This window comes from Parafrigoribacterium soli (genome assembly GCF_040227235.1).
Taxonomy (GTDB): domain Bacteria; phylum Actinomycetota; class Actinomycetes; order Actinomycetales; family Microbacteriaceae; genus Parafrigoribacterium_A; species Parafrigoribacterium_A soli.
Genome location: NZ_JBELNZ010000002.1, coordinates 1 through 23,556, shown reverse-complemented (window position 1 = coordinate 23,556; position 23,556 = coordinate 1). Strand labels below are relative to the sequence as shown.

At 66.6% G+C, this 23,556-nt stretch carries 21 protein-coding genes and 1 tRNA gene; 2 read left to right on the top strand and 20 right to left on the bottom strand.

Annotation, left to right across the window (positions count from 1 at the left end):
* Positions 1–12: 12 nt before the first annotated feature.
* The 15 genes from ABUA37_RS04340 to dusB form a co-directional block, all read right to left on the bottom strand.
* Entirely contained in the window at positions 13–924 is a 912-nt protein-coding gene (locus ABUA37_RS04340; protein WP_349897908.1) for a sensor histidine kinase, read from the bottom strand.
* 113 nt (positions 925–1,037) lie between these two features.
* Positions 1,038–1,364, bottom strand: coding sequence for an SHOCT domain-containing protein (locus tag ABUA37_RS04335; RefSeq protein ID WP_349897907.1), 327 nt, complete (start codon positions 1,362–1,364; stop codon positions 1,038–1,040).
* Between the two features lie 124 nt (positions 1,365–1,488).
* Positions 1,489–2,154, bottom strand: coding sequence for a response regulator transcription factor (locus ABUA37_RS04330; protein ID WP_349897906.1), 666 nt, complete (start codon positions 2,152–2,154; stop codon positions 1,489–1,491).
* Positions 2,151–3,452, bottom strand: coding sequence for a sensor histidine kinase (locus ABUA37_RS04325; protein WP_349897905.1), 1,302 nt, complete (start codon positions 3,450–3,452; stop codon positions 2,151–2,153). The genes ABUA37_RS04330 and ABUA37_RS04325 overlap by 4 nt, the downstream gene beginning before the upstream one ends.
* Positions 3,453–3,582: 130 nt before the next feature.
* A tRNA-Asn gene (locus ABUA37_RS04320) sits at positions 3,583–3,655 on the bottom strand.
* A 60-nt stretch (positions 3,656–3,715) separates the two neighbouring features.
* Positions 3,716–4,714 carry a lactonase family protein gene (locus tag ABUA37_RS04315; RefSeq protein WP_349897904.1) on the bottom strand — a complete coding sequence of 333 codons (999 nt, stop codon included), beginning with the start codon at positions 4,712–4,714 and terminating at the stop codon, positions 3,716–3,718.
* Positions 4,714–5,685 (bottom strand): D-isomer specific 2-hydroxyacid dehydrogenase family protein, encoded by a 972-nt coding sequence (locus tag ABUA37_RS04310; RefSeq protein ID WP_407075358.1) that lies wholly within the window; start codon positions 5,683–5,685, stop codon positions 4,714–4,716. Before ABUA37_RS04310 ends, ABUA37_RS04315 begins: the two co-directional genes overlap by 1 nt.
* A gap of 19 nt (positions 5,686–5,704) precedes the next feature.
* Complete coding sequence (locus ABUA37_RS04305; RefSeq protein WP_349897902.1) at positions 5,705–6,550, bottom strand: ATP-binding cassette domain-containing protein; 846 nt, start codon at positions 6,548–6,550, stop codon at positions 5,705–5,707.
* Entirely contained in the window at positions 6,547–8,235 is a 1,689-nt protein-coding gene (locus ABUA37_RS04300) for an ABC transporter ATP-binding protein (protein WP_349897901.1), read from the bottom strand. The genes ABUA37_RS04305 and ABUA37_RS04300 overlap by 4 nt, the downstream gene beginning before the upstream one ends.
* The gene (locus ABUA37_RS04295) at positions 8,232–9,260 is read right to left on the bottom strand and encodes an ABC transporter permease (RefSeq protein ID WP_349897900.1); all 1,029 of its coding nucleotides are present in this window, start codon (positions 9,258–9,260) and stop codon (positions 8,232–8,234) included. Before ABUA37_RS04295 ends, ABUA37_RS04300 begins: the two co-directional genes overlap by 4 nt.
* A gap of 1 nt (position 9,261) precedes the next feature.
* Entirely contained in the window at positions 9,262–10,359 is a 1,098-nt protein-coding gene (locus tag ABUA37_RS04290; protein ID WP_349898626.1) for an ABC transporter permease, read from the bottom strand.
* A 114-nt stretch (positions 10,360–10,473) separates the two neighbouring features.
* A complete protein-coding gene (locus ABUA37_RS04285) occupies positions 10,474–12,108 on the bottom strand; it encodes an ABC transporter substrate-binding protein (protein WP_349897899.1) in 1,635 nt (544 codons plus the stop codon).
* A gap of 236 nt (positions 12,109–12,344) precedes the next feature.
* Positions 12,345–14,321, bottom strand: a complete 1,977-nt coding sequence (dnaG, locus tag ABUA37_RS04280; RefSeq protein ID WP_349897898.1) for a DNA primase — start codon at positions 14,319–14,321, stop codon at positions 12,345–12,347.
* Positions 14,322–14,554: 233 nt separating this feature from the next.
* Positions 14,555–15,808 (bottom strand): deoxyguanosinetriphosphate triphosphohydrolase, encoded by a 1,254-nt coding sequence (locus tag ABUA37_RS04275; protein WP_349897897.1) that lies wholly within the window; start codon positions 15,806–15,808, stop codon positions 14,555–14,557.
* Positions 15,801–16,958, bottom strand: a complete 1,158-nt coding sequence (gene dusB, locus ABUA37_RS04270; RefSeq protein WP_349897896.1) for a tRNA dihydrouridine synthase DusB — start codon at positions 16,956–16,958, stop codon at positions 15,801–15,803. Before dusB ends, ABUA37_RS04275 begins: the two co-directional genes overlap by 8 nt.
* Before the next feature lie 70 nt (positions 16,959–17,028).
* On the opposite strand from dusB, the gene ABUA37_RS04265 reads away from it, so the two are divergent.
* Positions 17,029–17,526, top strand: a complete 498-nt coding sequence (locus ABUA37_RS04265; RefSeq protein WP_349898625.1) for an aminoacyl-tRNA deacylase — start codon at positions 17,029–17,031, stop codon at positions 17,524–17,526.
* Positions 17,527–17,702: 176 nt separating this feature from the next.
* Here ABUA37_RS04265 and ABUA37_RS04260 read toward each other — a convergent pair whose 3' ends face one another.
* The 5 genes from ABUA37_RS04260 to ABUA37_RS04240 form a co-directional block, all read right to left on the bottom strand.
* Positions 17,703–17,825 (bottom strand): hypothetical protein, encoded by a 123-nt coding sequence (locus ABUA37_RS04260; protein ID WP_349897894.1) that lies wholly within the window; start codon positions 17,823–17,825, stop codon positions 17,703–17,705.
* Complete coding sequence (locus ABUA37_RS04255) at positions 17,822–18,475, bottom strand: DsbA family oxidoreductase (RefSeq protein ID WP_349897893.1); 654 nt, start codon at positions 18,473–18,475, stop codon at positions 17,822–17,824. The genes ABUA37_RS04260 and ABUA37_RS04255 overlap by 4 nt, the downstream gene beginning before the upstream one ends.
* Before the next feature lie 7 nt (positions 18,476–18,482).
* Positions 18,483–19,499, bottom strand: coding sequence for a hypothetical protein (locus ABUA37_RS04250; RefSeq protein WP_349897892.1), 1,017 nt, complete (start codon positions 19,497–19,499; stop codon positions 18,483–18,485).
* Between the two features lie 240 nt (positions 19,500–19,739).
* A complete protein-coding gene (locus ABUA37_RS04245) occupies positions 19,740–21,128 on the bottom strand; it encodes a glycine--tRNA ligase (protein WP_349897891.1) in 1,389 nt (462 codons plus the stop codon).
* A gap of 210 nt (positions 21,129–21,338) precedes the next feature.
* Positions 21,339–22,412, bottom strand: coding sequence for an aminotransferase class V-fold PLP-dependent enzyme (locus tag ABUA37_RS04240; protein ID WP_349897890.1), 1,074 nt, complete (start codon positions 22,410–22,412; stop codon positions 21,339–21,341).
* 81 nt (positions 22,413–22,493) lie between these two features.
* Between ABUA37_RS04240 and ABUA37_RS04235 the strand changes: the two genes are divergently transcribed.
* Positions 22,494–23,456, top strand: a complete 963-nt coding sequence (locus ABUA37_RS04235) for a LysR family transcriptional regulator (protein WP_349897889.1) — start codon at positions 22,494–22,496, stop codon at positions 23,454–23,456.
* Positions 23,457–23,556: the final 100 nt, after the last annotated feature.

Below are 23,556 nucleotides of genomic sequence, written 5' to 3'. Positions count from 1 at the left end.
ACCGCGGCGCACTCAGCGCTCCAGCTTGACGCCGTGCACGCCATTGTCGTACCTCAGGGCGGGGAACACGGCGGACACCGAGAACCCGACGCCCGGAACGGCGTAGGCGTTGAAGATGCCGCCGAAGAGTTCCGCGCGCTCGCGCATTTCCGTCATGCCCGGACCTGTGATGACATCGGTGAGCGCGTTCAGGTCTTCCTCGAAGGTGTAGCTGCGCTTCTGGGCAACCGCGTTCGGGTCGAGTCCCTGGCGTCTCGCCTCGGCACGAACACCGTCGTCGTCCACGAGCAGCTGCAGGCCCTCCTCGGTCCAGGTGAATGAGACCTTGACCTCCGTGCCCTCTCCCCCGTACTTGAGGGCGTTCGAGAGAGCCTCCTGAAGGATGCGGTACACGGCCAATTCGGCACCGCGCTGCAGCTCGAAGCGATCGCCGCTCTCCACGAAGGTGAGTACGAGGCCGGCGTCGCGCATGGCCTTGAACAGTTCGCGCGCGGACTTGAGACGCGGCTGCGGCGACGCGTCGGCCTCGCCTTCCCGCACCACGGTCATCACCCTGCGAAGGTCGGCGAGGGTGGCGCGAGCGGTCTCCGCTATCGTCGCGGCGGAGCGTGCCGCAGCGCTCGGATCCGCTGAGGCGGTGTAGCGGGCGCCATCCGCCTGACTGATGATGACGGAGACGGAGTGCACGGCCACCTCGTGCAGCTCGCGCACGATGCGCAGGCGACTGAGCTGTTCCTGCAGCGCGATCTCGAGATCCGTGACCTCGTCTTCTGCGTCGATCCGGTCGAAGTCGAGGTTCCGGCGACGCCTGCTGGAACGCAGCCACAGCACCAGAAAGAGCAGGGTCAGAACGAGGAGTACTCCCGCGACGACTGCGAGGGTGACGGCGAGGAACAGCGAGTTGTCGCGCAACCAGGTGTCCATGCTCGCTCCCTCATCCGGCGCCGTCGAGGTGCGGACGCAGGTTCGAGGGTATCGCGAAACGGTGGCGCTGGACGATCCAGCGCCACCGTCGATCGCGGCGTGAAAGCCGCGATTCAGTTCGCGTGCGGCGGCTGCGGGTTGTTGGCCCTCAGCACCTCGAGCCTGGCGCGGTATTCCTTCTCGTCGATGTCGCCCTGGGCGAAACGCTCGGCGAGGGTGGTCTCCGCGGCTCGGGACGGTGCGCCCCAGGGACCGTGGCCAAAGCCATAGCCGGCCTGCCAGTGCGCGCGCCGCCAACGGCGACCGAACACACCGAAGATCAGGAACAGGACGGTCAGCCAGAACAGCGGCACGAGCAGCCAGAGGAAGCCGAAGCCGCCGGCCCACGGGCCACCCCAGTGGGCTGCTGCGATGGCGGGTAGAGCGAGTGTCGAGAGCACGATGAATCCTTTCTTCGCGGTTCCGGCGGAACCTGCATACACAGCCTCCTCGGGATGCCGAAGCGGGGAATCTGCCGACGGGAGCGATCTGTGTACTGCGGGAGGAGCATCCGCGACGCTCGGACTACTCCCTGAAGCCTGCGCGCACGAGCCCGGTCTCGTAGGCCACGACCACGAGTTGAACGCGGTCGCGGGCGGCGAGCTTCGACATGATGCGCGAGACGTGCGTCTTCGCCGTCAGCGGGCTGAGGAACAGCGCCCTGCCGATCTCCTCGTTGGTCAGGCCGCGCCCCACGAGCCCGAGCACCTCGCGCTCCCGCTCGGTGAGCACCGTGAGCGCGCTCGTATCGGGAGCCTCATTGAGCGAGCCCGAAACGCGTTCCAGCAGGCGACGCGTGACGCTCGGCGAGAGCAACGCATCACCGGCGGCGACCACGCGCACGGCATGGATCAGCTCCACCGGTTCCGTGTCCTTGACGAGGAACCCGCTGGCCCCGGCCCGGATCGCCTGCGCGACGTACTCGTCGAGTTCGAACGTGGTCACGATCACGATGTGCGTCGAGACGAGAGCCGGGTTGGCGACGATCTGGCCCGTCGCCCACAGGCCGTCGCCGTCAGGCATGCGGATGTCCATCAGTACGACATCCGGCTTCTCCCGCGTCACGAGCGCCACGGCCTCCGCTCCCGTGCCGGCCTCTCCGACGACCTCGAAGTCGGGCTCGGCCTCGAGCAGCGACCGGAATCCGGCGCGGATGAGCTGCTGGTCGTCGGCGATCGCCACTCTGATCATTCGAGGGAGCCTTTCCTGGGGATGGGAATGCGAGCCACGACACGGAAGCCGCCGGCCTCAGCGGTGCCGGCGTCAAGCGTTCCGCCGAGCAGTTGCGCACGCTCGCGCATGCCGAGGAGGCCACGACCGCCGGAGTCCTGTTCGTGCTTCGTCGGCGCCTGCCCCGTGCCGTTGTCGAGCACGGAGAGCTCGAAGAAGCCGTCGATCTCGCGAAGCGTGAGAGTGACACTCGTGGCGCCCGAGTGCCTGAGCACGTTGGTGAGCGACTCCTGCGCGATGCGATACAGGGCGAGTTGGACCGCCGCCGGAGGCTCGATCGCGAGCTCGTTCCGCACCTCGACGTGTGTGCCCTGCGCGGTCACGGATGCCGCGAGACCGGCGAGCCTCGACAGGTCGGGCTCCGGCACGAGCGGGGCGCTCGGGTCGGCGCCGCCCTCCGCGCGCAACACGCCGAGCACCGACCGCACCTCGTCAAGCGCGGTCTTGCTCGACTCCTTGATGCTCGCGAGGGCCTCGGCGGCCTTCTCCGGGTGCTGGTTCATCAGGTGCAGGCCGACGGCGGCCTGCACGTTGATCTGGCTGAGCGAGTGGGCGAGCACGTCGTGCAGTTCGCGAGCGATCCGCACCCTCTCGGCTTGCACCTCGGTCTGCTTGCGCTGTGCCAGCCTGCGCGAGAACTCCTCGTGACGCTCGCGTCTCGTGCGCACAGCCTCACCGATCCCCATCACGAGCAGCAGTCCGAGTGTGATGCCGACCATGCGGATCGGCTGCCAGGCCAGGCCCCGCCCCAGACCGAACGGATGCCATCCCGCGCTGAAGACGAAACCGAGAAGCAGTGCTGTTACGCCGGCGACGGTCACCGAGATCCACGCCCAGATGCGCGCGCCGCGCACGATCGCCGAGACGATGGCGAAGGCTAGCGCGATGTACGGCGGGCCGTCCACCCCCCGGTGCAGCAGCAGATCAGCGGATGCCGCGACCGTGACGATCGCAACGACCGGCCCGGGAAAGCGGCGCGCCCCGATCAGCGCGAGCGGCCCGACCAGGGCGACGAGCAGCGCGAGGAGCAGCTCGCCCCCGCCGGGCCGGGCAAGAACGAGGTGCCGAACCGCGGGATGCCAGACGAAGAAGACCGCGGGAACCTGCACGAGGAACGAGACGATGACGGGCATCCACAGTCGCGCGACCGGGGGAAAGCGACTCGCCGACTGGCGCCTGGCGAGGTAGTGCTCGATCCAGGGATCGTGATCGAACCTGCTCCACCGACCGCCGTCGTGAGGGTCGGCCGGGAATCGCATGTGTTGATCGTAGCCGTGGGGCTTCCGGCCGGCATCCGCTGTTCGGGGTGACCGTCGTACTCCGTGGGGAGTAGGACTCAGCCCTTAAACAAACATCGCCCGGGAGGGTGGAGCCCCCACAGGCGATGAGCTCCCCGACTTGGACTCGAACCAAGAACCTGCCGGTTAACAGCCGGCTGCTCTGCCAATTGAGCTATCGAGGATTGCTGAAACAGCTTTGCTACTTTACCAAAGGTTGTGACACTCCCAAACCGCAGCGCCGATCAGTTCGCCGGCAGCAGATAGGTGGGGGTGGGCACCGCCTCGGGCGAGCCTACCGGAGTCGGGATGCCCGTGCCCGGGTCGACACGGAAACTCGTCACCGTGCTCGAGCGTTCGTTCGCGACGTAGAGCAGCTCGCCCGCGAGCCACAGGTTGCGCGGCCAGTCACCCCCGCAGGAGATCGCCGTGACCGGACTGAGCGTTGCGACATCCACAACCGCAACGCGATTAGTACCGCGGATGCCCGTGTAGAGATAGCGCCCGGCCTGGTCCACGGCGAGCCCGGCCCAGTGGTCGCCGTCGACGGGATCGACGACGCTCGTACCCGAGCGCAGCACCGTGCCGTCCTGGTCGAGCTCGAAGACGCCGCCGCTCAGTTCACCGACGAGATAGATGCGTCCGTCGGGCGCCACGGCGAAGTCCCGCGGACCGGTGCCGGGTGGCAGCGAGACCGAGGCCGTGCGCTCGAGCGCTCCCCCGCTCCAGCGCTGCACGTGCACCTGATCGGTGCCGAGGTCCGCGCTCAGCACCGAGGATGCCGTGACGAGCGTCGAGTGGGCGTGCGGCCCATTCTGATCGGGCTTCGGTCCGTGGCCGCTGCCCGCGAGCGTCTGGTGGATCGGCCCTATTGTGCCGTCGTCGGCGAGGGGGAAGACATCCACGGTGCCGCTGAAGTAGTTCGCCACGTAGAGCCACTGCGAGGTGACGCTGATGTGGCAGGGCAGCCTGCCGCTCGTGGGCTGGCCGCCGAGCGCGACGAGCTCATCGCCGTCGCGACGGAACGCCTCCACCCGGCCGTCGGCCTCGTCCGTGGCGTAGACGATGCCGGGAACGACACCGTTAGCGACAAACGAAGGGCACGTCGTGGCGGCTGCGAGACCGAGGTACTCGAGGCTGCCGTCGCTCGCGCGCGGCCGCAGCCTGCCGATGCCCTCGCTCGAGCCGTCCATGCTCGCCGTGTATGACCCGGCCCAGAACAGGCCGTCGTGTGGTGCCGACATCAGTAACCCGCTCCAGGATCGACCACGCCGACGAACCGCCCATCGCCGAGAAACGCCTCCACATTGATGCGGATGCGTTCGGCCAGCAGCGGCGCCGTCATGGCTGGGGTATCCGCGCTGTGCGGGGTGATGATGAGATTCGGCGCGTTCCAGAGCGGGTGTCCGTCGGGCAGCGGCTCCGGCTCAGTGACATCGAGGCCGGCGCCCGCGATCGTGCCGTCGTTGAGGGCGGTGACCAGCGCATCCGTGTCGACGAGGCCGCCGCGCGCGATGTTCACGAGCACGGCCGTCGGTTTCATGGCGGCGAACTGCGCGGCGCCGATGAGCTTTGTCGTGCCCTCGGTGAACGCTGCGGCGACCACCACGACATCCGCTTCGGGCAGCACCTCGAGCAGGTGATCACTGGTGAGCGTGCGCTCGGCGCCGGGCATCGGCTCCTCGCTGCGGCGGAGGACGGTCACGTGCACGCCGAAGGGCTCGAGCAGGCGGATGAGCTCAACGGCGATGCCGCCCGCGCCGATGATCACCACGTTCAAACCGAAGAGCGAGGTGCCCTCCTTCTCGGTGGCCCAACTGGTGGCAACAACCCGCTTGGGGAACACGCGCAGCAGCGCGAGAGCCAGCGCCAGGGCGTGCTCGGCAACCGGCTGCGAGTAGGCACCCTTGGCGCTCGTCCAGAGCGGGGTGGTGCTGCCCGCGTAAGGCGCCAGCACGTGTGCGAAGGCATCGACGCCCGCCCAAGGCAGCTGAACCCAGCCGATACCGGGATGCGTGTGGAGAATCTCGACCAGATCGGAGGCGTTCTTCGAGGAGAGCCAAACGACGCCCCTCGTGGCCTCGGTGAGCTCGGCCACCTCTCCGCCGCCGGCGTGCACGGCGTCGACGAACACGTCCTTCGGGTTCGGGAGAACGGCGATCGGGCCCGGCGCCGGCCTACGATCGGCCGGCAGCGCTTCGACGGTGCCGTTCATGACGGCCTGGTGTTGCGGGCTAATCGTCACGTTCTTCTTCCTCGTCGGTCGTGGTGGGACGCTGTGCCGCGAGGCTCTTCAGGTACGGATGATGCGGACCCTCGAGCACCTCGTCGGGCGTGCCCAATCCCACGATAACCCCATGCTGCATGACAGCGAGCCGTGTGGCGTTGCCGTTCAGATCGGCGAGCGAACTGCTCACGATGAGCGCCGCCATCCCACGTTGTTCGCGCAGCTCCGCCAGCGATTCGAGCACGCTCGAACGCAGCGTGGCATCGACTCCGCGGGCGGGCTCGTCGGCCACGAGCAGCCGCGGCTCCAGCACGAGAGAGCGGGCCAGGGCGACGCGTTGGCGCTGTCCGCTGCTCAGTTCGTACGGCATCCGGTGCATGAGGCTGAGCGGCAGGCGCACGGCGTCAACGACCGCCGCGACCGCCTCCGTGGCCTCGCGATTCGAGAAGTGACGGTCGCGCGAATAGATCGGCTCGGCAACGTTCTCGGCCACGGAGAGCTCGGGGCTCAACCGTTCGGCGGCGTCCTGGGCGAGGTAGCCGATGCCGATCGTCACTCGATCCCGCCTGCGCCTGCCCACCCGCCGCATCGAGGTGCCGAGCACGGTGAGCGAACCACCGCAGATCTCCGGAACGCCCTCTTCGATCGCGCCGCGTCGCACGAGCCCGACGAAGGCGCGGCCCAGGGTCGACTTTCCCGCCCCGGATTCGCCGACGAGCCAGAGGAACTCCCCCTGGTTGATCTCCAGGCTGACCCCGCGCACGGCGACGAAGAGCGACGAGACGCCATTGGAGCGGTAGCGAACGGACAGGTCACGTGCCGAGACCGCCACGTCGCTTCGCGCGGGAGTCATCCCTCGCCGGCTTCGCGCAGCCTGCGAAGCTCCTCGCGCCGCTTCGCCTGTTCTCGCGGATTCGGCACGGGTAGCGAGGCGAGCAGCCGCTTGGTGTATGGATGCTGCGGAGCACCGAGCACGTCGGCCCCGGTCCCCTCCTCCACCAGTTCGCCGTGGTAGAGCACCGCGATGCGGTCGGCGAGCAGGTCGACGACGGCAAGGTCGTGGCTGATGAAGAGCGCGGCGAAGCCGAGCTCCTTCTGCAACTCGGCAAACAGCTCGAGCACCTTCGCCTGCACGGATACATCGAGCGCGCTCGTGGGCTCATCGGCGATGAGGAGTTTCGGCCGCAGGGCGAGAGCTCGTGCGAGCGATGCGCGCTGGCGCTGTCCGCCGCTCAGCTCATGCGGGTACCTGTCGCCGAAGCTGCGCGGAAGCTGCACGGCCTCGAGCAGTTCGTCAACCTTCGCTCGGGCCGAACGCGAGTCGGAGGCGCCGCCGTGCACGATGAGCGGCTCCGCCACGCACTCGGCGATCGTGAGCAGCGGGTTGAAGCTCGTCGCCGGGTCCTGGAAGACGAATCCGATCTCGCTGCGCAGCGGCGTGAAGCTTCGCTCCTTGAAGCCGAGCATCTCGTGGCCGAGAACCGTGAGCGAACCGCCGGTGACCCTGGTGAGCCCCGCGATCGCGCGACCGATGGTGGTCTTGCCCGAGCCGCTCTCGCCGACGAGCCCGAGTACCTCGCGCGCACCGATCTCGAAGTTGACCCCGTTCACCGCACGGAAGCCGCCGCGACCGAGGCGACCGGGGTATTCGATCACGAGGTCCCGCGCCACGACGAGGGGCTCGGATGCGGTCAGCGCTCGTTCGGCCGCACGCTCCTGTGTGCGGGCGGTGCCTGCTCCGAGATACGGAACCGCGGCAAGCAAGGCCTTGGTGTACTCGTGTTGGGGCGCGGTGAAGAGGCTGTCGGCATCCGCCTCTTCGACGACCTTGCCGTGGTACATGACGGCCACACGGTCGGCGAGGTCGGCGACGACGCCCATGTTGTGGGTGATGAGCACGATCGCCGTGTCGAATTCGTCGCGACAGCGGCGCAGCAGGTCGAGGATTTCGGCCTGCACCGTCACGTCGAGTGCGGTGGTCGGTTCGTCCGCGACGATCAGCTCGGGGTCGAGCACGAGCGCCATCGCGATGACGACGCGCTGCTTCTGACCGCCGGAGAACTGGTGCGGATAGTAGTCGACTCGGGTCGCGGCATCCGGAACACCGACCTTCTCGAGAATGTCGATCGCCTTCGCCCTGGCCTCCGCGCGGCTGTACTTGCCGTGCGCGCGAAGACCCTCCGCGATCTGCCAACCCACCGTGTAGACCGGGTTGAGCGCGGTCGATGGTTCCTGGAACACCATCGCGACGCCGGTGCCCCGGATCTCGCGCAGGCGGTGCCTGCTGACCGAGACGACGTTGTCGGGGCCGAGGAACACCGCGCCCGATGCCGTGGCCGTCTCGGGCAGAAGGCCCAGGATGGTCTTCGCCGTGACCGTCTTGCCGCTGCCGCTCTCGCCGACGATGGCGAGCACTTCGCCCGCGCGCACGCTCAGGCTCACGCCATCCACGGCGCGCACGTCTCCCCCGTCCGTAGCGAAGGTAACCGAGAGGTCATCGATGTCGACGGCGACGTCTCCCTTTGCGAGGCTGCTCATGGTCGCGCCTCCAACTCGTCGATGTCGACTTCCGCGTCGAGACTGCCTCCAGGCACCGTGGTCGTCTTGGCCGTTGTGGCCACAGCGGATGCGCGACGCCTCGTGCGCAGTCGCGGATCGGCGAGGTCGTTGAGGCTCTCACCGACGAGCGTCATGCCGAGCACAACGAGCACGATCGCGACGCCGGGGAAGATCGAGGTCCACCAGATTCCCGCGGTCACGTCGGAGATGGACTTGTTTAGGTCGAAGCCCCACTCCGCGGCCGAGGTCGGCTCGATGCCGAAGCCGAGGAAGCCGAGCCCGGCGAGGGTGAGTATCGCCTCAGATGCGTTGAGCGTGAAGATCAGCGGCAGCGTCCTGATCGAGTTGCGCAGCACGTGCTTGAACATGATGCGGCCGGAACTGGCGCCGATGACCTTCGCCGACTCTACGAAGGCCTCCGACTTGATCCGCACGACCTCGGAGCGCACAACCCTGAAGTACTGCGGGATGAACACCACGGTGATCGAGATCGCGGCGGCCAGGATGCCGAAGAACAGGCTGGACTTGCCGCCCGACAGCACGATCGACATGACGATCGCCAGCAGGAGGGACGGGAAGGCGTAGATCGCGTCGCAGACGACCACGAGCACCCGGTCGAGCCAACCGCCGATGTAGCCGGAGACGAGCCCGAGAAGCACGCCGGCGAAGATCGAGAGCAGCACGGCGATCACGATCACGAGAATCGCCGTCTGCGATCCCCAGATCACTCGGGACAGCACGTCGTAGCCGCCCACAGTGGTGCCAAGCGGGTGGGCCGAGGATGGCGGCACCTGCGCGCCGAACTGGCCGTGGGCATCCGCCAGCTGGGAGAAGCCGTATGGCGCAAGCCACGGGGCGAAGATCGCGGTGAGCAGAAAGATGCCGCAGATCACGAGGCCCACGACGAGCATGCCGCGCTGCAGGCCAACGCTCTGCTGCAACTGATGCACGACGGGCAGCCTCGACCAGAGGCTTCTCTTGGGAGTCAGAGTCGGTGTGCTCATCTCAGTACCTCACCCTCGGGTCGACGAGCGCGGCTATGACATCGACGATGAAGTTGGTCACCGCGACGATCACCGCCAGGAGCGTCACGATGCCCTGCACCGCAACGAAGTCTCGAGCGCTCAGATACTGCACCAGCATGAAGCCAAGGCCCTTCCACTCGAACACGGTCTCGGTGAGCACCGCGCCGCCGAGCAGCAGCGCGATCTGCAGGCCGATGACGGTGATGATCGGCACCAGCGCCGGCTTGTAGGCATGCTTGCGCACGAGCCTCAACTCTCCGACGCCACGTGAGCGGGCGGCATCCACGTAGTCCATGGAGAGCGTTCCGATCATGTTCAGGCGCACGAGGCGCAAGAACACGCCGGCGGTGAGGAGCCCCAGCGCGATGCCGGGCAGGATCGCGTGCTGCAGCACGTCACCGACGTCCTCCATGTTGCCCGAGGCGATGGCATCGATGATGTGGATGCCGGTGGCATTGGGCAGGAGTTGCAGGTTGAGCTCGGTGCCCGTCGATGCCCGGCCGGCGACCGGGAGCCAGTCGAGCCAGACCGCGAAGACCAGCTTCAGCAGGAGTCCGGCGAAGAACACGGGCGTGGCATAGAACAGGATGGCCATCACGCGGAGCACCGCATCCGGCCACTTGTCGCGGAGGTACGCCGCGAGCATACCGAGCGGGATGCCCACGATGAACGCGACGATGAGCGCGTAGAACGCGAGCTCGAGGGTGGCACCGCCGTAAGTGAAGAGGATCTGCGTGACCGGGCGGTTGTCGCTCAGCGTCGTACCGAAGTTGCCGGTGAACGTCTTGCCCAGATACTCGACGTACTGCACGAGGATGGGCCGGTCGTAGCCTGCTGCGTGGATGCGAGCCTGCAGCTGATCGGGGCTGAGCCGGCCGCCGAGCGCCGCGGTGATCGGGTCGCCGATGAGGTGCATCAGCAGAAACACCATCGACACGAGGATGAAGACGGTGGGGATGATCAGCAGCAACCGCACCAGGATGTAGCGGCCGAGCCTGCTACCGCCGGCCCCCGACTTCTTTGTCTTGATCCTGGGCTTAACCGCGGACGGGGGCTCCTCGATCACGGGTGCAGTCATCATCGCCAATCTTCAGGTAGGAGGGCTCGAACGAGGAAGGGGCGATCCGCGTTTCCGTGGACCGCCCCTCCCTTGCAACGGCCACAGTGATTGTAGCCGGTGCTCATCGAACGGTTACTTGCTCAGAACTCCGAAACGGAACTTGAAGGAAGCGTCGAGCGTGGAGTCCACGCCCTTCACGTCCTTGCCGGACACCGAGACCTGCGCGCCCTGCAGCATCGGCAGCGTGGACAGGTCCTTCGCCACGAGCTCCTGGATCTGCTTGAGCTCATCCATGCGCTTCGACTTGTCGGTCTCGACAGCCTCCTGCTTGATCAGCTTCTCGACGGCGGGGTTGTCGTAGTGGTTCTTCAGGAAGTTGTCCTTCAGGAAGAACGGCGACAGGTAGTTGTCGGCGTCGGAGTAGTCCGGGAACCAACCGAGCTGGTACAGCGGGTAGACATCCGCAGAGCGGTCCTTGGAGTACTGCACCCACTCGGTGGACTGCAGGTTCACCGTGAACAGCTTGCTCTTCTCCAGCTGCGACTTGATCTGCGCGTACTCGTCACCCGAGGAGGCACCGTAGTGGTCCGGGTTGTACTGCAGGTTCAGCGCGACGGGGGTCGCAACGCCGGCAGCCTTCAGCGCAGCGGTTGCCTTATCGACATCCGGAGCGCCGTTGCCGTCGCCATACATCGACTTGAGCGGCTCGGTCGCGCCGGGAAGACCCTGCGGAACGTAGGAGTACAGCGGCAGGTAGGTGTCCTTGTAGACCTGCTTGGCAATCGCATCGCGGTCGATCAGGTCGGCCATCGCCTTGCGCACGGCAAGTGCCTTGGCCGGGTCGGCATCCGCTGTGGTTGCGCCGTACGGCATCGTGTTGAGGTTGAACACGATGTAGCGGATCTCTCCACCTGGGCCCGTGTGCACCTTCACCTTGTTGTTCTTGCTCAGGCTCTCGATGTCCGTTGCCGAAAGGCTGCGTGTGGCGACGTCGATGCCGCCCTGCTGCACTTCGAGCTTCATGTTGGACTGGTCCTGGAAGTACTTCAGGTTGATCGTGCCGGTCTTCGGCGTGCCGAGCACGCCCTTATAACCGTCGAAGGCCTTGAACTGCACAAGTTCATTGAACTTGTAGCTCGAGATCGTGTACGGGCCGGCGAAAGCCTTGTCCTTGACGATGTCGGCATCGCTCGTCACCGAGTCGGCAGAGAACGACTGCTCGTCCACGATCGGGCCGGCCGGGCTCGACAGAATCTGGGGCCAGATCTGGTCGTTCGCGTTCTTGAGGTGGAAGACGACCGTGGTGTCATCCGGAGCCTCAGTGCTGTCGAGGTTGCCGAGCAGGCTCGACGGTCCGTTGTCTGCCGCGATCTTGAGCTGGCGGTCGAAGCTGAACTTCACGTCAGAGGACGTGAGCTTGTGGCCGTTCGCGAAGGTCAGGCCCTTCTTGAGCTTGACGGTGTACTCGTTCGGGGAGGTGTACTTCGCCGAGGTGGCGATGTCGGGCTCGACCTCTGCGCCGCCGGGCTTCGAGTTCATGAGGAACGGGAAGACGTTGTTCATGATGAAGAACGAGCCGTTGTCGTAGGAACCGGCGGGGTCGAGCGTTGTCACCTTGTCGGTGGTGCCGACGACGAGCGAACCGCTCGACGTTGAACCGTTCCCGGAGTTACCGCCCGCCGAGCAACCGGACAGGGCGAGCGTCGCGACCGCGACGCCTCCCAGCACGGCAAGCGAACGCTTGCGGAACGTGGATGCGGATGTCATATCTGCCTCTCTGATGAATGCGAAGAACATCACGGCTCGCGAACGATCGCGAGCCGGGCCTTGCTGTATGAATCTTTGGTAACACACAAACGACGGGTTGGACTAATCCCACGCGATACCGTTGTGCAATGTTTACGAGCGTCGCGCGGCGCTGGCGTGAAACTTTGCTGCACTCCGGCGGGCATTGACGCGGGGAATCGCCGCGCGTTCGGGACGGGAACCGGTTAGTCGACCGGTTACTCGGAGCGCAGCGCGCGGCGCTCCGTCTCGATGCGAACGAGCTCGCGCTGGATCTCGCGATATTTCTCCGGCTCCGCAGCGGCATCCGTTCGCTGCAGCCTCCCCAGCATCTCGGCCTTGCTGCGCAGCAGATCGCGACTGATGAGGTCGATGGTGACCGCCTGACAGTAGCTGTCGAGTTCGCGACCCTCGCGCTCGGGTAGCGGGGCCACGCCGAGTTCCTTAACGAGGTTGGCGAAGGGGCCGGGCACCTCGTCGATCACGCGTTCTAGCCAGCCGTGGCCGTCGAGTGCGTCCATGCTTGCCGTGATGGCGTCGCGCACGACGGCGAGCGAGGCGTTCGCGTAGGAGACGCGATTGGCCCTGTCGATGAGTTCGCGACCGACAGCGGTCGGCTGCTGAAGTATCGCCATGATTGCGTCGCGCTCGAGTCTGGTCGCCGGATCAGTCGGCAGATGAACGAGAGACGGGCCCGTCTCGACCTGCCGCTCGGGCTCCTGCGGCGACTGCTGACCGGCCCAGGAGTCCGAGGTGTTGTAGCTGTCTGGGCGCTGACCGCTCTGTGCATGATCGCCGTTGCGTTCTGATCTCGGAGGGCCTCCCCGCTCCGGGCCACGCTCGGCCGCGCGTGCGGGACTCGCCGCGCGAGCGGAGGCGACAGCGCGACCTACCTCCGTTGGATCCATTCCGAGCCACCCGGCCAGGTTGCGCACGTAGCCGATATTGAGCGCCTGATCGCGGATGCCCGCGACCACGGGCGCGGCCGCACGCAGCGCGGCGACGCGTCCCTCGACCGTGTCGAGATTGTGTTCGGCTAGAACGCGGCGCACCATGAACTCGAACATCGGTCTCTTGCTGCGCACGAGCCGGCGCACCGCGTCGTCACCCTTCTCCAGCCTGAGATCGCAGGGGTCGAGTCCGCCGGGTGCGATCGCGACGTAGGTCTGCGCGGCGAAGCGCTGCTCCTCGCTGAACGCGCGGCTGGCCGCCTTCTGGCCAGCCTCATCCGGGTCGAAGGTGAAGATGACGTCACCGGTGCCCGTCGTGTCGGCGTTCGCGACATCGCCGAGCACGCGGCGGATGATCTTGATGTGGTCCACCCCGAACGCGGTGCCGCAGGTGGCTACCGCGGTCGTGACGCCCGCGAGGTGGCAGGCCATGACATCCGTGTAGCCCTCGACCACGACGACCTGGCGGCCGCGGGAAATGTCGCGCTTGGCGAGATCGAGGCCGTAGAGCACCTGCGACTTGTGGTAGATCGCCGTCTCCGGAGTGTTGAGGTACTTGGGGCCCTGGTCGTCATCCAGAAGCTTGCGCGCGCCGAAGCCGAGTGTCTGACCGGTGACGTCTCGGATGGGCCAGACGAGCCTGCCGCGGAAGCGGTCGTATGGACCGCGATCGCCCTCGCCGGTGAGGCCAGCCGCGAGGAGCTCCGCGTCCTTGAAGCCGAGCGTGCGCAGGTGCTTGCTGAGCGCGTCGTAGCTCTTCGGGGCGAATCCGATGCCGAAGCGCTCGGCGGCGGCCGGGTCGAAGCCGCGCTCGCCCAGGAAGCGGCGACCGGGCTCGGCCTCTGGCGTGCTGAGTTGCGAGACGAAGAACTCCGCCGCGGCCTGATTCGCGGCGAGGAGCCGGGCGCGGTTGCCGTGGTCTGCGTTCGCCTGGCCACCGTCTTCGTAGTGCAGCTCGAAGCCGATGCGAGCGGCCATGCGCTCCACCGACTCGGTGAAGCTCATGTGGTCCATCTTCTGCAGGAAGGTGAAGACGTCGCCGTCTTCGCCGCATCCGAAGCAGTGGTAGCGGCCGACCTGCGGCCGCACGTGGAAGCTCGGGCTGCGCTCGTCGTGGAACGGGCAGAGCCCCTTGAGCGAACCGACCCCGGCACCCTTGAGCGTCACGTAGTCGCCGACGATGTCGACGATGTTGACGCGAGCCCGCACCTCGTCAATATCGTTTCGTCGTATCAGGCCGGGCATGCACTGATTCTAAGTTGCGCGCTGGCTGGCCGCTCGCGCCTCTGCACAGCGGCTCGGCCGCCCGCTCCTGCGCCTCCTCGGGGCTCCCCGTCCCGCTCCTTTCGGAAATTCAGGACAATGGCGCGCAGCACCACCCGCGCGGGCCGAACTCACGCGGCAGAGAGTCGGTTCGGCGGGCCATTGTCCTGAATTTCCGTAAGCACGAGCCTGGAGATGAGGTGCGATCAGGCGAGTCAGGAGACGAGGCGCTCGTGCCAGGTCGTGGCGGACTGGTCGGTGAGGCTCGCGACCTGGTCGACGACGGCCCGCTTGCGCCCGGCGTCCGTCGCGGCGTCGCGCCAATCGGCGGCGAATCCGGGGTCGAGTGCGTCCGGGCCGCGTTCGAGCAGCACGTCCGCAAGCTCGGTGAGCGTGTCACGCTGCTTCGCATAGATCGGCTGCCTCGTGTTGCGCGACATGACGAAGGCGGCCACGATGCCCTTGAGCACCGCGATCTCCGCACGGATCTCGCGCGGTACGACGATGGCCGCGCCGAAACGGATGAATGGACCGCTTGCGAAGGCGGCGTGTGTCGCCTGCACGGCCGCGCCGGAGAACCGGCCGATCAGCTGGCTGGTGAGGTTCTTCAATCGTCCCTGGGCCTGTCGGCTGCCGTCCCAGTCATCGATCCAGACGGCGAGCGAATCGAGCCGGTCGAATGCCGCGATCAGTTCGCTCTTGTCGAGCTCACCGCCGATCCACTCGAACATCGACGCGACGAGCTCCTCGTGATCGACGCGGGCACCGAGAGCCGCGACATCGATGTAGCCGGTGGCGATCGCATCCTCGAAGTCGTGCACCGAATAAGCGATGTCGTCGGAGAGATCCATGACCTGAGCCTCGACGCACAGCGTGCGATCGGGAGCGCCGTCGCGCAGCCAGCGAAACGCGTCGATGTCGTCGTCGTAGAACCCGAACTTGGCACGCCCACTCGGATCGTCGACGGACTCGCTCGCGGGCCACGGATACTTGCAGCTAGCGTCGAGACTCGCGCGCGTGAGGTTGAGTCCGTACGGTCTACCATCCGCGCCGAACACCTTCGGCTCGATGCGGGTCAGCAGGCGCAGCGTCTGGGCGTTGCCCTCGAAGCCGCCGATGTCCCCCGCCCACGCGCTGAGCGCCCGCTCGCCGTTGTGACCGAAGGGCGGATGTCCGAGGTCGTGGGCGAGGCAGGCGGTGTCGACGACATCCGGGTCTAGTCCCAATCGCGTGGCCAGTTCGCGGCCGACCTGCGCGACCTCGAGGGAGTGCGTCAGCCGGTTGCGGGCGAAATCGAACCCGGCCGTCGGGCTGAGAACCTGGGTCTTCGCGGCAAGCCGGCGTAATGCACTGGAGTGCAGCAGCCGCGCCCGGTCACGGGCAAAGTCGCTGCGCCGATTCGAATGCTCCTCGGGAAACCACCTGGCGAGGTCGTGCTCGCCATAGCCTTCTTCGATCGGCTCAGCCACCGCTGTTCTCGATCTCGGCTCCGGCGAGTTCGGCACGATGAGCGTCGCCGAGCTCGTGGTTGTCGAGCCAGTTCTCCGGCAGGGCGGTGCGCTTCGGCGTGCCGGCGCGGCCGCGCGGACCTTCCGCCGCCTCACCCGGGTACTCCTGGGTCCAATCCAGTTGGGCGAGCAGTTCGTCCATCTGCTCAAGACTCTCGACCGTCGCGAGGCTGGCACGCAGGTCGCCGCCCACCGGGTAACCCTTGAAATACCAGGACACGTGCTTGCGGATGTCCCGGCAGGCGTGGTCCTCGTCGCCGCCGAAGAACTCGACCAGTAGCTCCGTGTGCCTGCGCAGGGTTGCCGCGACGGTGCCGAGGGTCGGGCGGGCGATGTGCGTCTCGCCGCGGAAGGCAGCCGCCAGGTCACCGAAAAGCCAGGGGCGACCGAGGCAACCGCGCCCGACGACGACCCCGTCGCATCCGGTCTCTTCGACCATGCGCACGCCGTCGGCACCAGACCAGATGTCGCCGTTGCCGAGCACGGGAACCGAGGTGATCGTCTCCTTGAGCTTCGCGATCGCCGACCAGTCGGAGTGGCCGCTGTAGAACTCGGATGCGGTGCGAGCATGGAGGGCGATGGCCGCCACGCCTGCACCCTCGGCGGCCTTCGCGGCCTCGAGGTAGGTGAGGTGATCGGAGTCGATGCCCTTGCGCATCTTGATCGTCAGGGGCAGGGGGCCTGCGGCCTGCACGGCGCGTTCGACGATCTCGCGGAACAGTCCGAGCTTCCACGGAAGCGCGGCGCCGCCACCCTTGCGCGTGACCTTGGGGACCGGGCATCCGAAATTCAGGTCGATGTGATCGGCGCGGTCTTCGGCGACGAGCATGGTGACCGCTTCGGCAAGCGTCTTCGGGTCGACCCCGTAGAGCTGGATGCTGCGCGGCGTCTCAGATTCGTGGTGCCCGATAAGGCGCATCGAGCCCTCGGTGCGCTCGACGAGCGCGCGGCTGGTGATCATTTCGCTCACGTAGAGTCCGGCACCGAATTCGCGGCACAGGCGGCGGAATGCCGTGTTCGTGATGCCTGCCATCGGCGCGAGAACGACCGGCGCATCGAGGGTGATGGGCCCGATCTGTAATCTGTTGTCAGTGGCAGTGAGAGTGGTCACTCCTCAATTCTCCCAGAAAGCGAGAGTCAGCATGACGAACGCGGGCTCGGACGCTCCTCAGGGCGGAGCGATGGCGGGTGACGCGACGTCTCCCGGCGCGGCTGAGTCCGACGGCCGGGTACGGGTTCGCGCCGATGCTGCGGCGCGCGGAATCGACGTGGACTTCGTGGCACGTCCGGCGGCCGGTTCGCTCGAGGAAGCGGCCCAGCTGCTCGGCATCAGCCCGGTGGACATCCTCAAATCACTCGTCGTCAAACGACACGACGGCACCTTTCTCTTCGCGCTCGTGCCCGGCGACAGGCAGATCTCCTGGCCGAAGCTTCGTGCGGTGGTGGGCGTCAACAAGCTCCGTCTGCCCTCCCCCGAGCAGGCGCTCGAGGTCACCGGCTATGAGCGCGGAACGATCACGCCCCTCGGCAGCGCTGGCGCGTGGCCGGTCTTCGCAGATTCGCACATCGTCGGTCGCCGGGTCGCCATGGGCGCCGGCGCACACGGTTGGAGCGCCTTCGTCGAGGCGGACGCACTCATCGCCGGCTTCGACGCGACGGTCGCCGACATCAGCGACTGAGTCACTCGGCCGCGGTCACACCTGTTCCGGCTCGTGGCGCGGCGCCGCACCCGTCGGTTCTTTCGGAAATTCAGGACATTGGTTTTTGCGGGTCGCGGCAGGCTGCGAATTCATGGGCGACGCCGTGCCGCTGCGCGACCACCTTCCTGAATTTCCGAAGGTGCGCCGCGAGCGAGCTAGTCCTCGGGGCTCTTCGCGGCCGAGTCGGCCACACTCGGGATCAGGCAGGCGTCGCCCTCGCAGACGACTGCCCCTGGATCGCCCAGCATCGTGAACGGCGCGGGCGCGGCATCCGTCACTGCGCCACGGCCTTCTCGTCGCGCACCTGAGCCAGCACGTTCGCGAACGTCTCGGCCTCCTGAGCGCCCGAAACTCCGTACTTGCCGTCGATGACGAAGAACGGCACACCCTGGATGCCATATTCATTCGCCAGCGCAACATCGGCCTTGACGTCGGCGAGGTACTGGTTGGAGTTGAGTGCACGCACCACGTCATCACGGTCGAAGCCGATTTCCGCGGCGAGATCGGCGAGGTCCTCGATGCGTCCAACGTGGCGGCCGTCGATGAAGTAGGCCTTGAGCAGGCGCTCCTTCATGTCGAGCTGGCGGCCCTTCGCCTTCGCGTAGTGGATGAGCTCGTGCGCCTTCACCGTGTTGGTCTGGTGCACGTGGTCGTAGTCGTAGTCGAGGCCGACGCTCGCCGCGATGCCACTGACACGCGCGATCATCTGCTCGGCCTGCTCGAGCGGAACGCCCTTGTGCCGGCTGAGGTAGTCGATGGGAGTGCCGTCGAAATCCACCGGAGTGTCCGGCGCCAACTCGAAGGAGTGGTACTCGATCTCGACGTCGCCGCCGAATTCGCGCGCACCCGCCTCGAACTTTCGCTTACCGATGTAGCACCAGGGGCACTGCACGTCGGACCAGATGTCTACCTTGATGGGATCGCTCACACCAGGTTCAACGTCGCGTGCCCCTTCCTATTCCCGCCTCATAGCGCTTCGGCTTCGTAAATTCAGGATGGCGGCGCCGTGACCTCCGTCTTCGCAGCGCCGCACCGGGGACCGTCGGGCGTGGCGCCGTGCCGAGTCCTGAATGTGCAAACCGCGGCGCGCGGACGTGCATCGAAATCGCGGACTCGACCGCCAGCATCACGGTCTCCCACTCGTAGAAGACCATGCGGGCACTCGGGCGGACGGAGAAGTTCATGCCTATGAGGATGTGGGCATCCTTACGCCTGTCTCGCTCGAACCGCGTGAGGTGGAATTCCTCCCCGTCCACGTCGACACCGACGCAGCCGTCGACGAGTAGATCGATGATCTCTCCGCTTTCGATGGGCACCTGGGACACCACGGAGTGTCCACCCAGCCTGAAGCGCGTGCGGGAGAAACTCTCAGGCAGACTGTCGCATTGGCGGTCGGCCCAGTCTCCGATGGCTTGGAAATCCGCCGGAAGTCGGCGAATCAGGCGCTCGAGGTCGACGTCGTCCAGCGCTCCCATTCTGAGCGCCCAGTCGAGTGCGGCGACGGCCGTTTCAAGGTCCTCCTCCAGAATGACCCGGTAGAGCGCATCACTCAGTCCCACGGATGCCACGGTCCCCCGTTCGCCCAGCTCCGCCGAATCCCAGTGGACTCTCACCCCGCCCGGAGCTCTCGCGTCAAATCGAACGTGACGGTTGTGCTGCGACCGCAATCGGGCCGCGTTATCAGGGACCGAGACATGCAGAGCGTGATCCCCGAGTACCCATCCCCCAGCCTGAATGATCGCGGAGATACCGGTCAGCCGTCCACCGACTCGTACCGCGCGGACCCTGAGGTCGGTGTCGGGGAGGGTGGTGTACCAGCCCTGACGCGCTCTGCTCACGCTGCCTTTTCTCACGGCGCGGGTGAGGTCGAGATCACGCGCACCGCGGGCGACAAGTTGTTGCTTCTGGGCTATGCCACCCAGCGAGTGCACGATGGCGGCGATGTCTGGCATGCGGCGAGCCTGCCGCGCCCAAACCGCTCGAAGGCGCGTACATGAGCCATCCGTGGATGCCGCGCCTAGATCGGCAGTTGTGGAGGAGCCCGTCCTCCCCCGTCTTACGGAAATTCAGGACAATGGCGCGAGGTCGAGGCACCGACAACCGTGTGTGCGGTCGTCAGCCCTGCCCCCGCGCTCCAGAGTCCTGAATTTCCGAACAGAACCGGGCGCGGGCGGCGGGGAGACCGAGCGGCGTCAGGCGCCGATCAGCCGCTCCGCAAGGTAGCCCCGCACGCGATCGAGCGATACGCGCTCCTGCGCCATGGAGTCGCGCTCGCGCACGGTCACCGCATTGTCGTCGAGCGTGTCGAAGTCAACCGTGATCGCAAACGGGGTGCCGACCTCGTCCTGACGGCGATAACGGCGACCAATCGCGCCTGCATCATCGAAGTCGATGCTCCAGTACTTGCGGAGATCCGCCGCGAGCGATCGCGCCACCGGCGAGAGCTGCTCGTTGCGCGACAAGGGCAGCACCGCTGCCTTCACGGGCGCAAGCCTGCGATCGAGGCGCAGCACCGTGCGCTTGTCGACGCCGCCCTTCGTGTTCGGCGCCTCGTCCTCGTGATACGCGTCGACCAGGAACGCCATGAGCGCGCGAGTCAGGCCGAATGCGGGCTCGATGACGTACGGCACCCACCGCTCGTTCTTCGACTGGTCGAAGTACGACAGGTCGACACCGGATGCCGCGGAGTGCGTCTTCAGGTCGAAGTCCGTGCGGTTCGCGATGCCCATGAGCTCACCCCACTGGCTGCCCTGGAATCCGAAGCGGTACTCGATGTCCACCGTACGGGTGGAGTAGTGCGAAAGCTTTTCGGCGGGGTGCTCGTAGAGGCGCAGGTTCTCGGGGTCGATGCCGAGATCGGTGTACCAGGCGAGCGACGCGTCGATCCAGTACTGGTGCCATTCGGCATCCGTGCCCGGCTCAACGAAGAACTCCATCTCCATCTGCTCGAACTCGCGGGTGCGGAAGATGAAGTTTCCCGGCGTGATCTCATTGCGGAAGCTCTTGCCGACCTGCGCAATACCGAACGGAGGCTTCATGCGCGACGACCCGAGCACGTTCGCGAAGTTCACGAAGATGCCCTGCGCAGTCTCCGGCCGGAGGTAGTTCATGCCCTCCTCGTTGTCGACCGGACCGAGGAAAGTCTTGAGGAGTCCGGAGAAGTTCTGCGGCTCGGTCCACGATCCGGGCTGGCCGGTTTCGGGATCCCGGATGTCGGCGAGGCCGTTCACCGGCGGGTGACCGTGCTTCTCCTCGTAGGCCTCGAGCAGGTGGTCGGCACGATAGCGCTTGTGCGTGTGGAGCGACTCGACGAGCGGGTCGCTGAAGACCTCGACGTGGCCGGATGCCTCCCACACCTTGCGGGGCAGGATCACGGAGGAGTCGATGCCGACGACGTCATCGCGTCCCTGCACCATGAACTGCCACCACTGGCGCTTGATGTTCTCTTTCAGCGCGGTGCCGAGGGGGCCGTAGTCCCACGCGGAGCGCGAACCACCGTAGATCTCACCGGCCTGGAAGACGAAGCCGCGACGCTTCGCGAGGTTGATGACGGGGTCGAGCGAGGACGGCGTGCTGGCCACAGAAACTCCAAAATTCAGCCGCGCTGGATGTGCGGTCGATACGTAGGTTGCAAGCTTATCGGCGCGCAGCCCTTCGGAAATTCAGGACAATGGCCGCTGAAGGACGTCCAACAGGCGTTGAACGGCGCTTCGCCGCGCCAAAGTCCTGAATTTCCAAAAGCACCCGGCGAGGAAGAGCGGACGAACGAAGGCGTTAGCGGAGGGACGGGGTCAGCGGAGAGCAGCCACGACCGCGTCGACGTCGGACTCGTCGTTCCAGAGGTGGAACGAGGCGCGGAGGCGGCCCGCGCGACCGGAGACCCGGATTCCCGCGGCGGTGAGCTTCTGCAGGTCGCTGCCGTCGGCATCCGGCCAGGTGACGATCGCCTGGTCCTGTCGCGGCACGCCGAGCGCGTCGCAGAGCTGCGCGCCGAGACCCGACACGCGCGCCCAGACCTCGGCGATGTCGAGCTCCGAGAACATCTTCATCGCCGGCTCCGCTCCCACCCATGCGGGCCAGGCTGGCGACACATCGAATTGGCGGGCGGTCGCGGCCAGGTGCATGTTCGGCACGTAGCACGACGCCCACACGTCGTCCCCTGCGTACCACCCCGCCTGCAGCGGAGTGAGTTCGCTCTGGAAGCGCTCGCTCACCGTCAGGAACGCGACCCCACGCGGACTGCACAGCCACTTGTACGCGTGGCACACCGTGGCGTCGAAGAGCGATGCGTCCACCGGATGCGCTCCCGCGGACTGCGTGAGATCGCAGAACGTATAGGCGGCGTGACGCGCGGCGGCCTCGACGATCGCATCGAGATCGGCGACGACACCCGACGAGGACTGCACGTGGGAGAAGGCGACGAGCCAGGTGTCGTCGGTGATCGCATCCGCGAGTTCGGCCACATCGACGTAACGGATGCGGATTCCCGGCCGCTGCAGGAACGGAAAGACGACCGAGCTGAACTCTCCATTCACGCAGAGCACTTCCGCGCCATCCGGAACCGTCGCAGCCACGAGACTGACGATGACGGACGTCTGCGACCCGGTCGCGACGCGATCGGCCGCCACGCCAACGAGCTTCGCGTAGTAGCCCCGCGTGCGTTCGAGGATGCCGTCGTAGTCCATGGGGTCGCGATTGGCGGAGGACCACAGGTCGAGATCGTGCTTCTGTGCGGCGATCGTTTCGGCGATGGGCAGGCCGATCGAGGCGACCGCGAGGTAGCCGCGGGGTGCCTCGTAGCTGTCGATCGCGCGCTGGAGCGAGGGCGAAATGGCGCGACTTGTGGTCGCTGCTGCGGTGTTCATCCATCCAGCATGATCGCGCTTCACACATGCAACAAGGGCATCATTAGGATGCAATCCATAGCCTCCGGTTATGCTTCCGAGATGAGCTCAGACAACGACGCCATGCTCGATCTGCACTCGATCCGCATTGTGCGCGCGATCGCAGAGACCGGCACCATCACGGGGGCGGCCAAGGCGCTCGGCTACAGCCAACCCGCGATCAGCCAACACCTCCAGCGTGCCGAAGCCCGACTCTCGCTCCCTTTGGTGACGCGCGTCGGCAGGTCCGTGCGCCTCACCGAGGCCGGACAGGTGCTCGCGCGGCACGCACTCGCCATCACCTCCGCGCTGGATGCGGCATCCGGCGACCTCGCGGATCTGGCCGGTCTCCGCTCGGGGACGGTGCGGCTCGCGGCCTTCCCGACCGCGTCGTCGACGATTGTGCCGCGGTTGATCGCGGCGATGGCGCGCACGCATCCGGGCATCCTGGTGAGCTACGTCGAGGCGGAGCCGCCCGAGGCCGTCGCACTGTTGCGCGAGGGCGCGATCGACCTTGCGATCACGTTCAGCTACCTCGGCGATCGCACCGACCCGCACCGCGACAGCGCCAACGGACTCGCCGTCGAAACACTCTTCAATGAGGAGATGGTCGCCGTGATCCCGGCCGATAGTCCGCTCGTCGATCTCGCCGTGCTCGACGTGGCCGCGCTCTCGAACGAGCGCTGGATTGCCGGATGCCCGCGGTGCCGAGGACACCTCCTCGCAGTCTGCGAGGTGGCGGGATTCGAGCCCACGATCACCTTCGAGACGGATAACGCCAGTGCCGTGCTGAACATCGTCGCCAATGGGCTCGGCGTCGCCATGCTGCCGCGCCTCGCCCTCGCGACGACGGTGATTCCGGCCGGGGCTGTGACGCGTCCGCACGCTCCGAAGAGCACAAGGAGCATGCACGTCGTGAGCAATCAGGGCGCCAAACGGGTTCCGAGCATCGCCGCGACGCTCGCGAAACTCCGTACCCTCGACGGCGCCGATTGGGGACTCACCGCGGCCGGAGCGGTCGCCTAGATGTACTCGGTCAGCAGGTTGGTGGCACTTTTCGGGTCGTGAGATAGCGAAGACCTCCTAGGTTGTGAGTAATCACACACCACGTTCTAGGAGGTCTCCT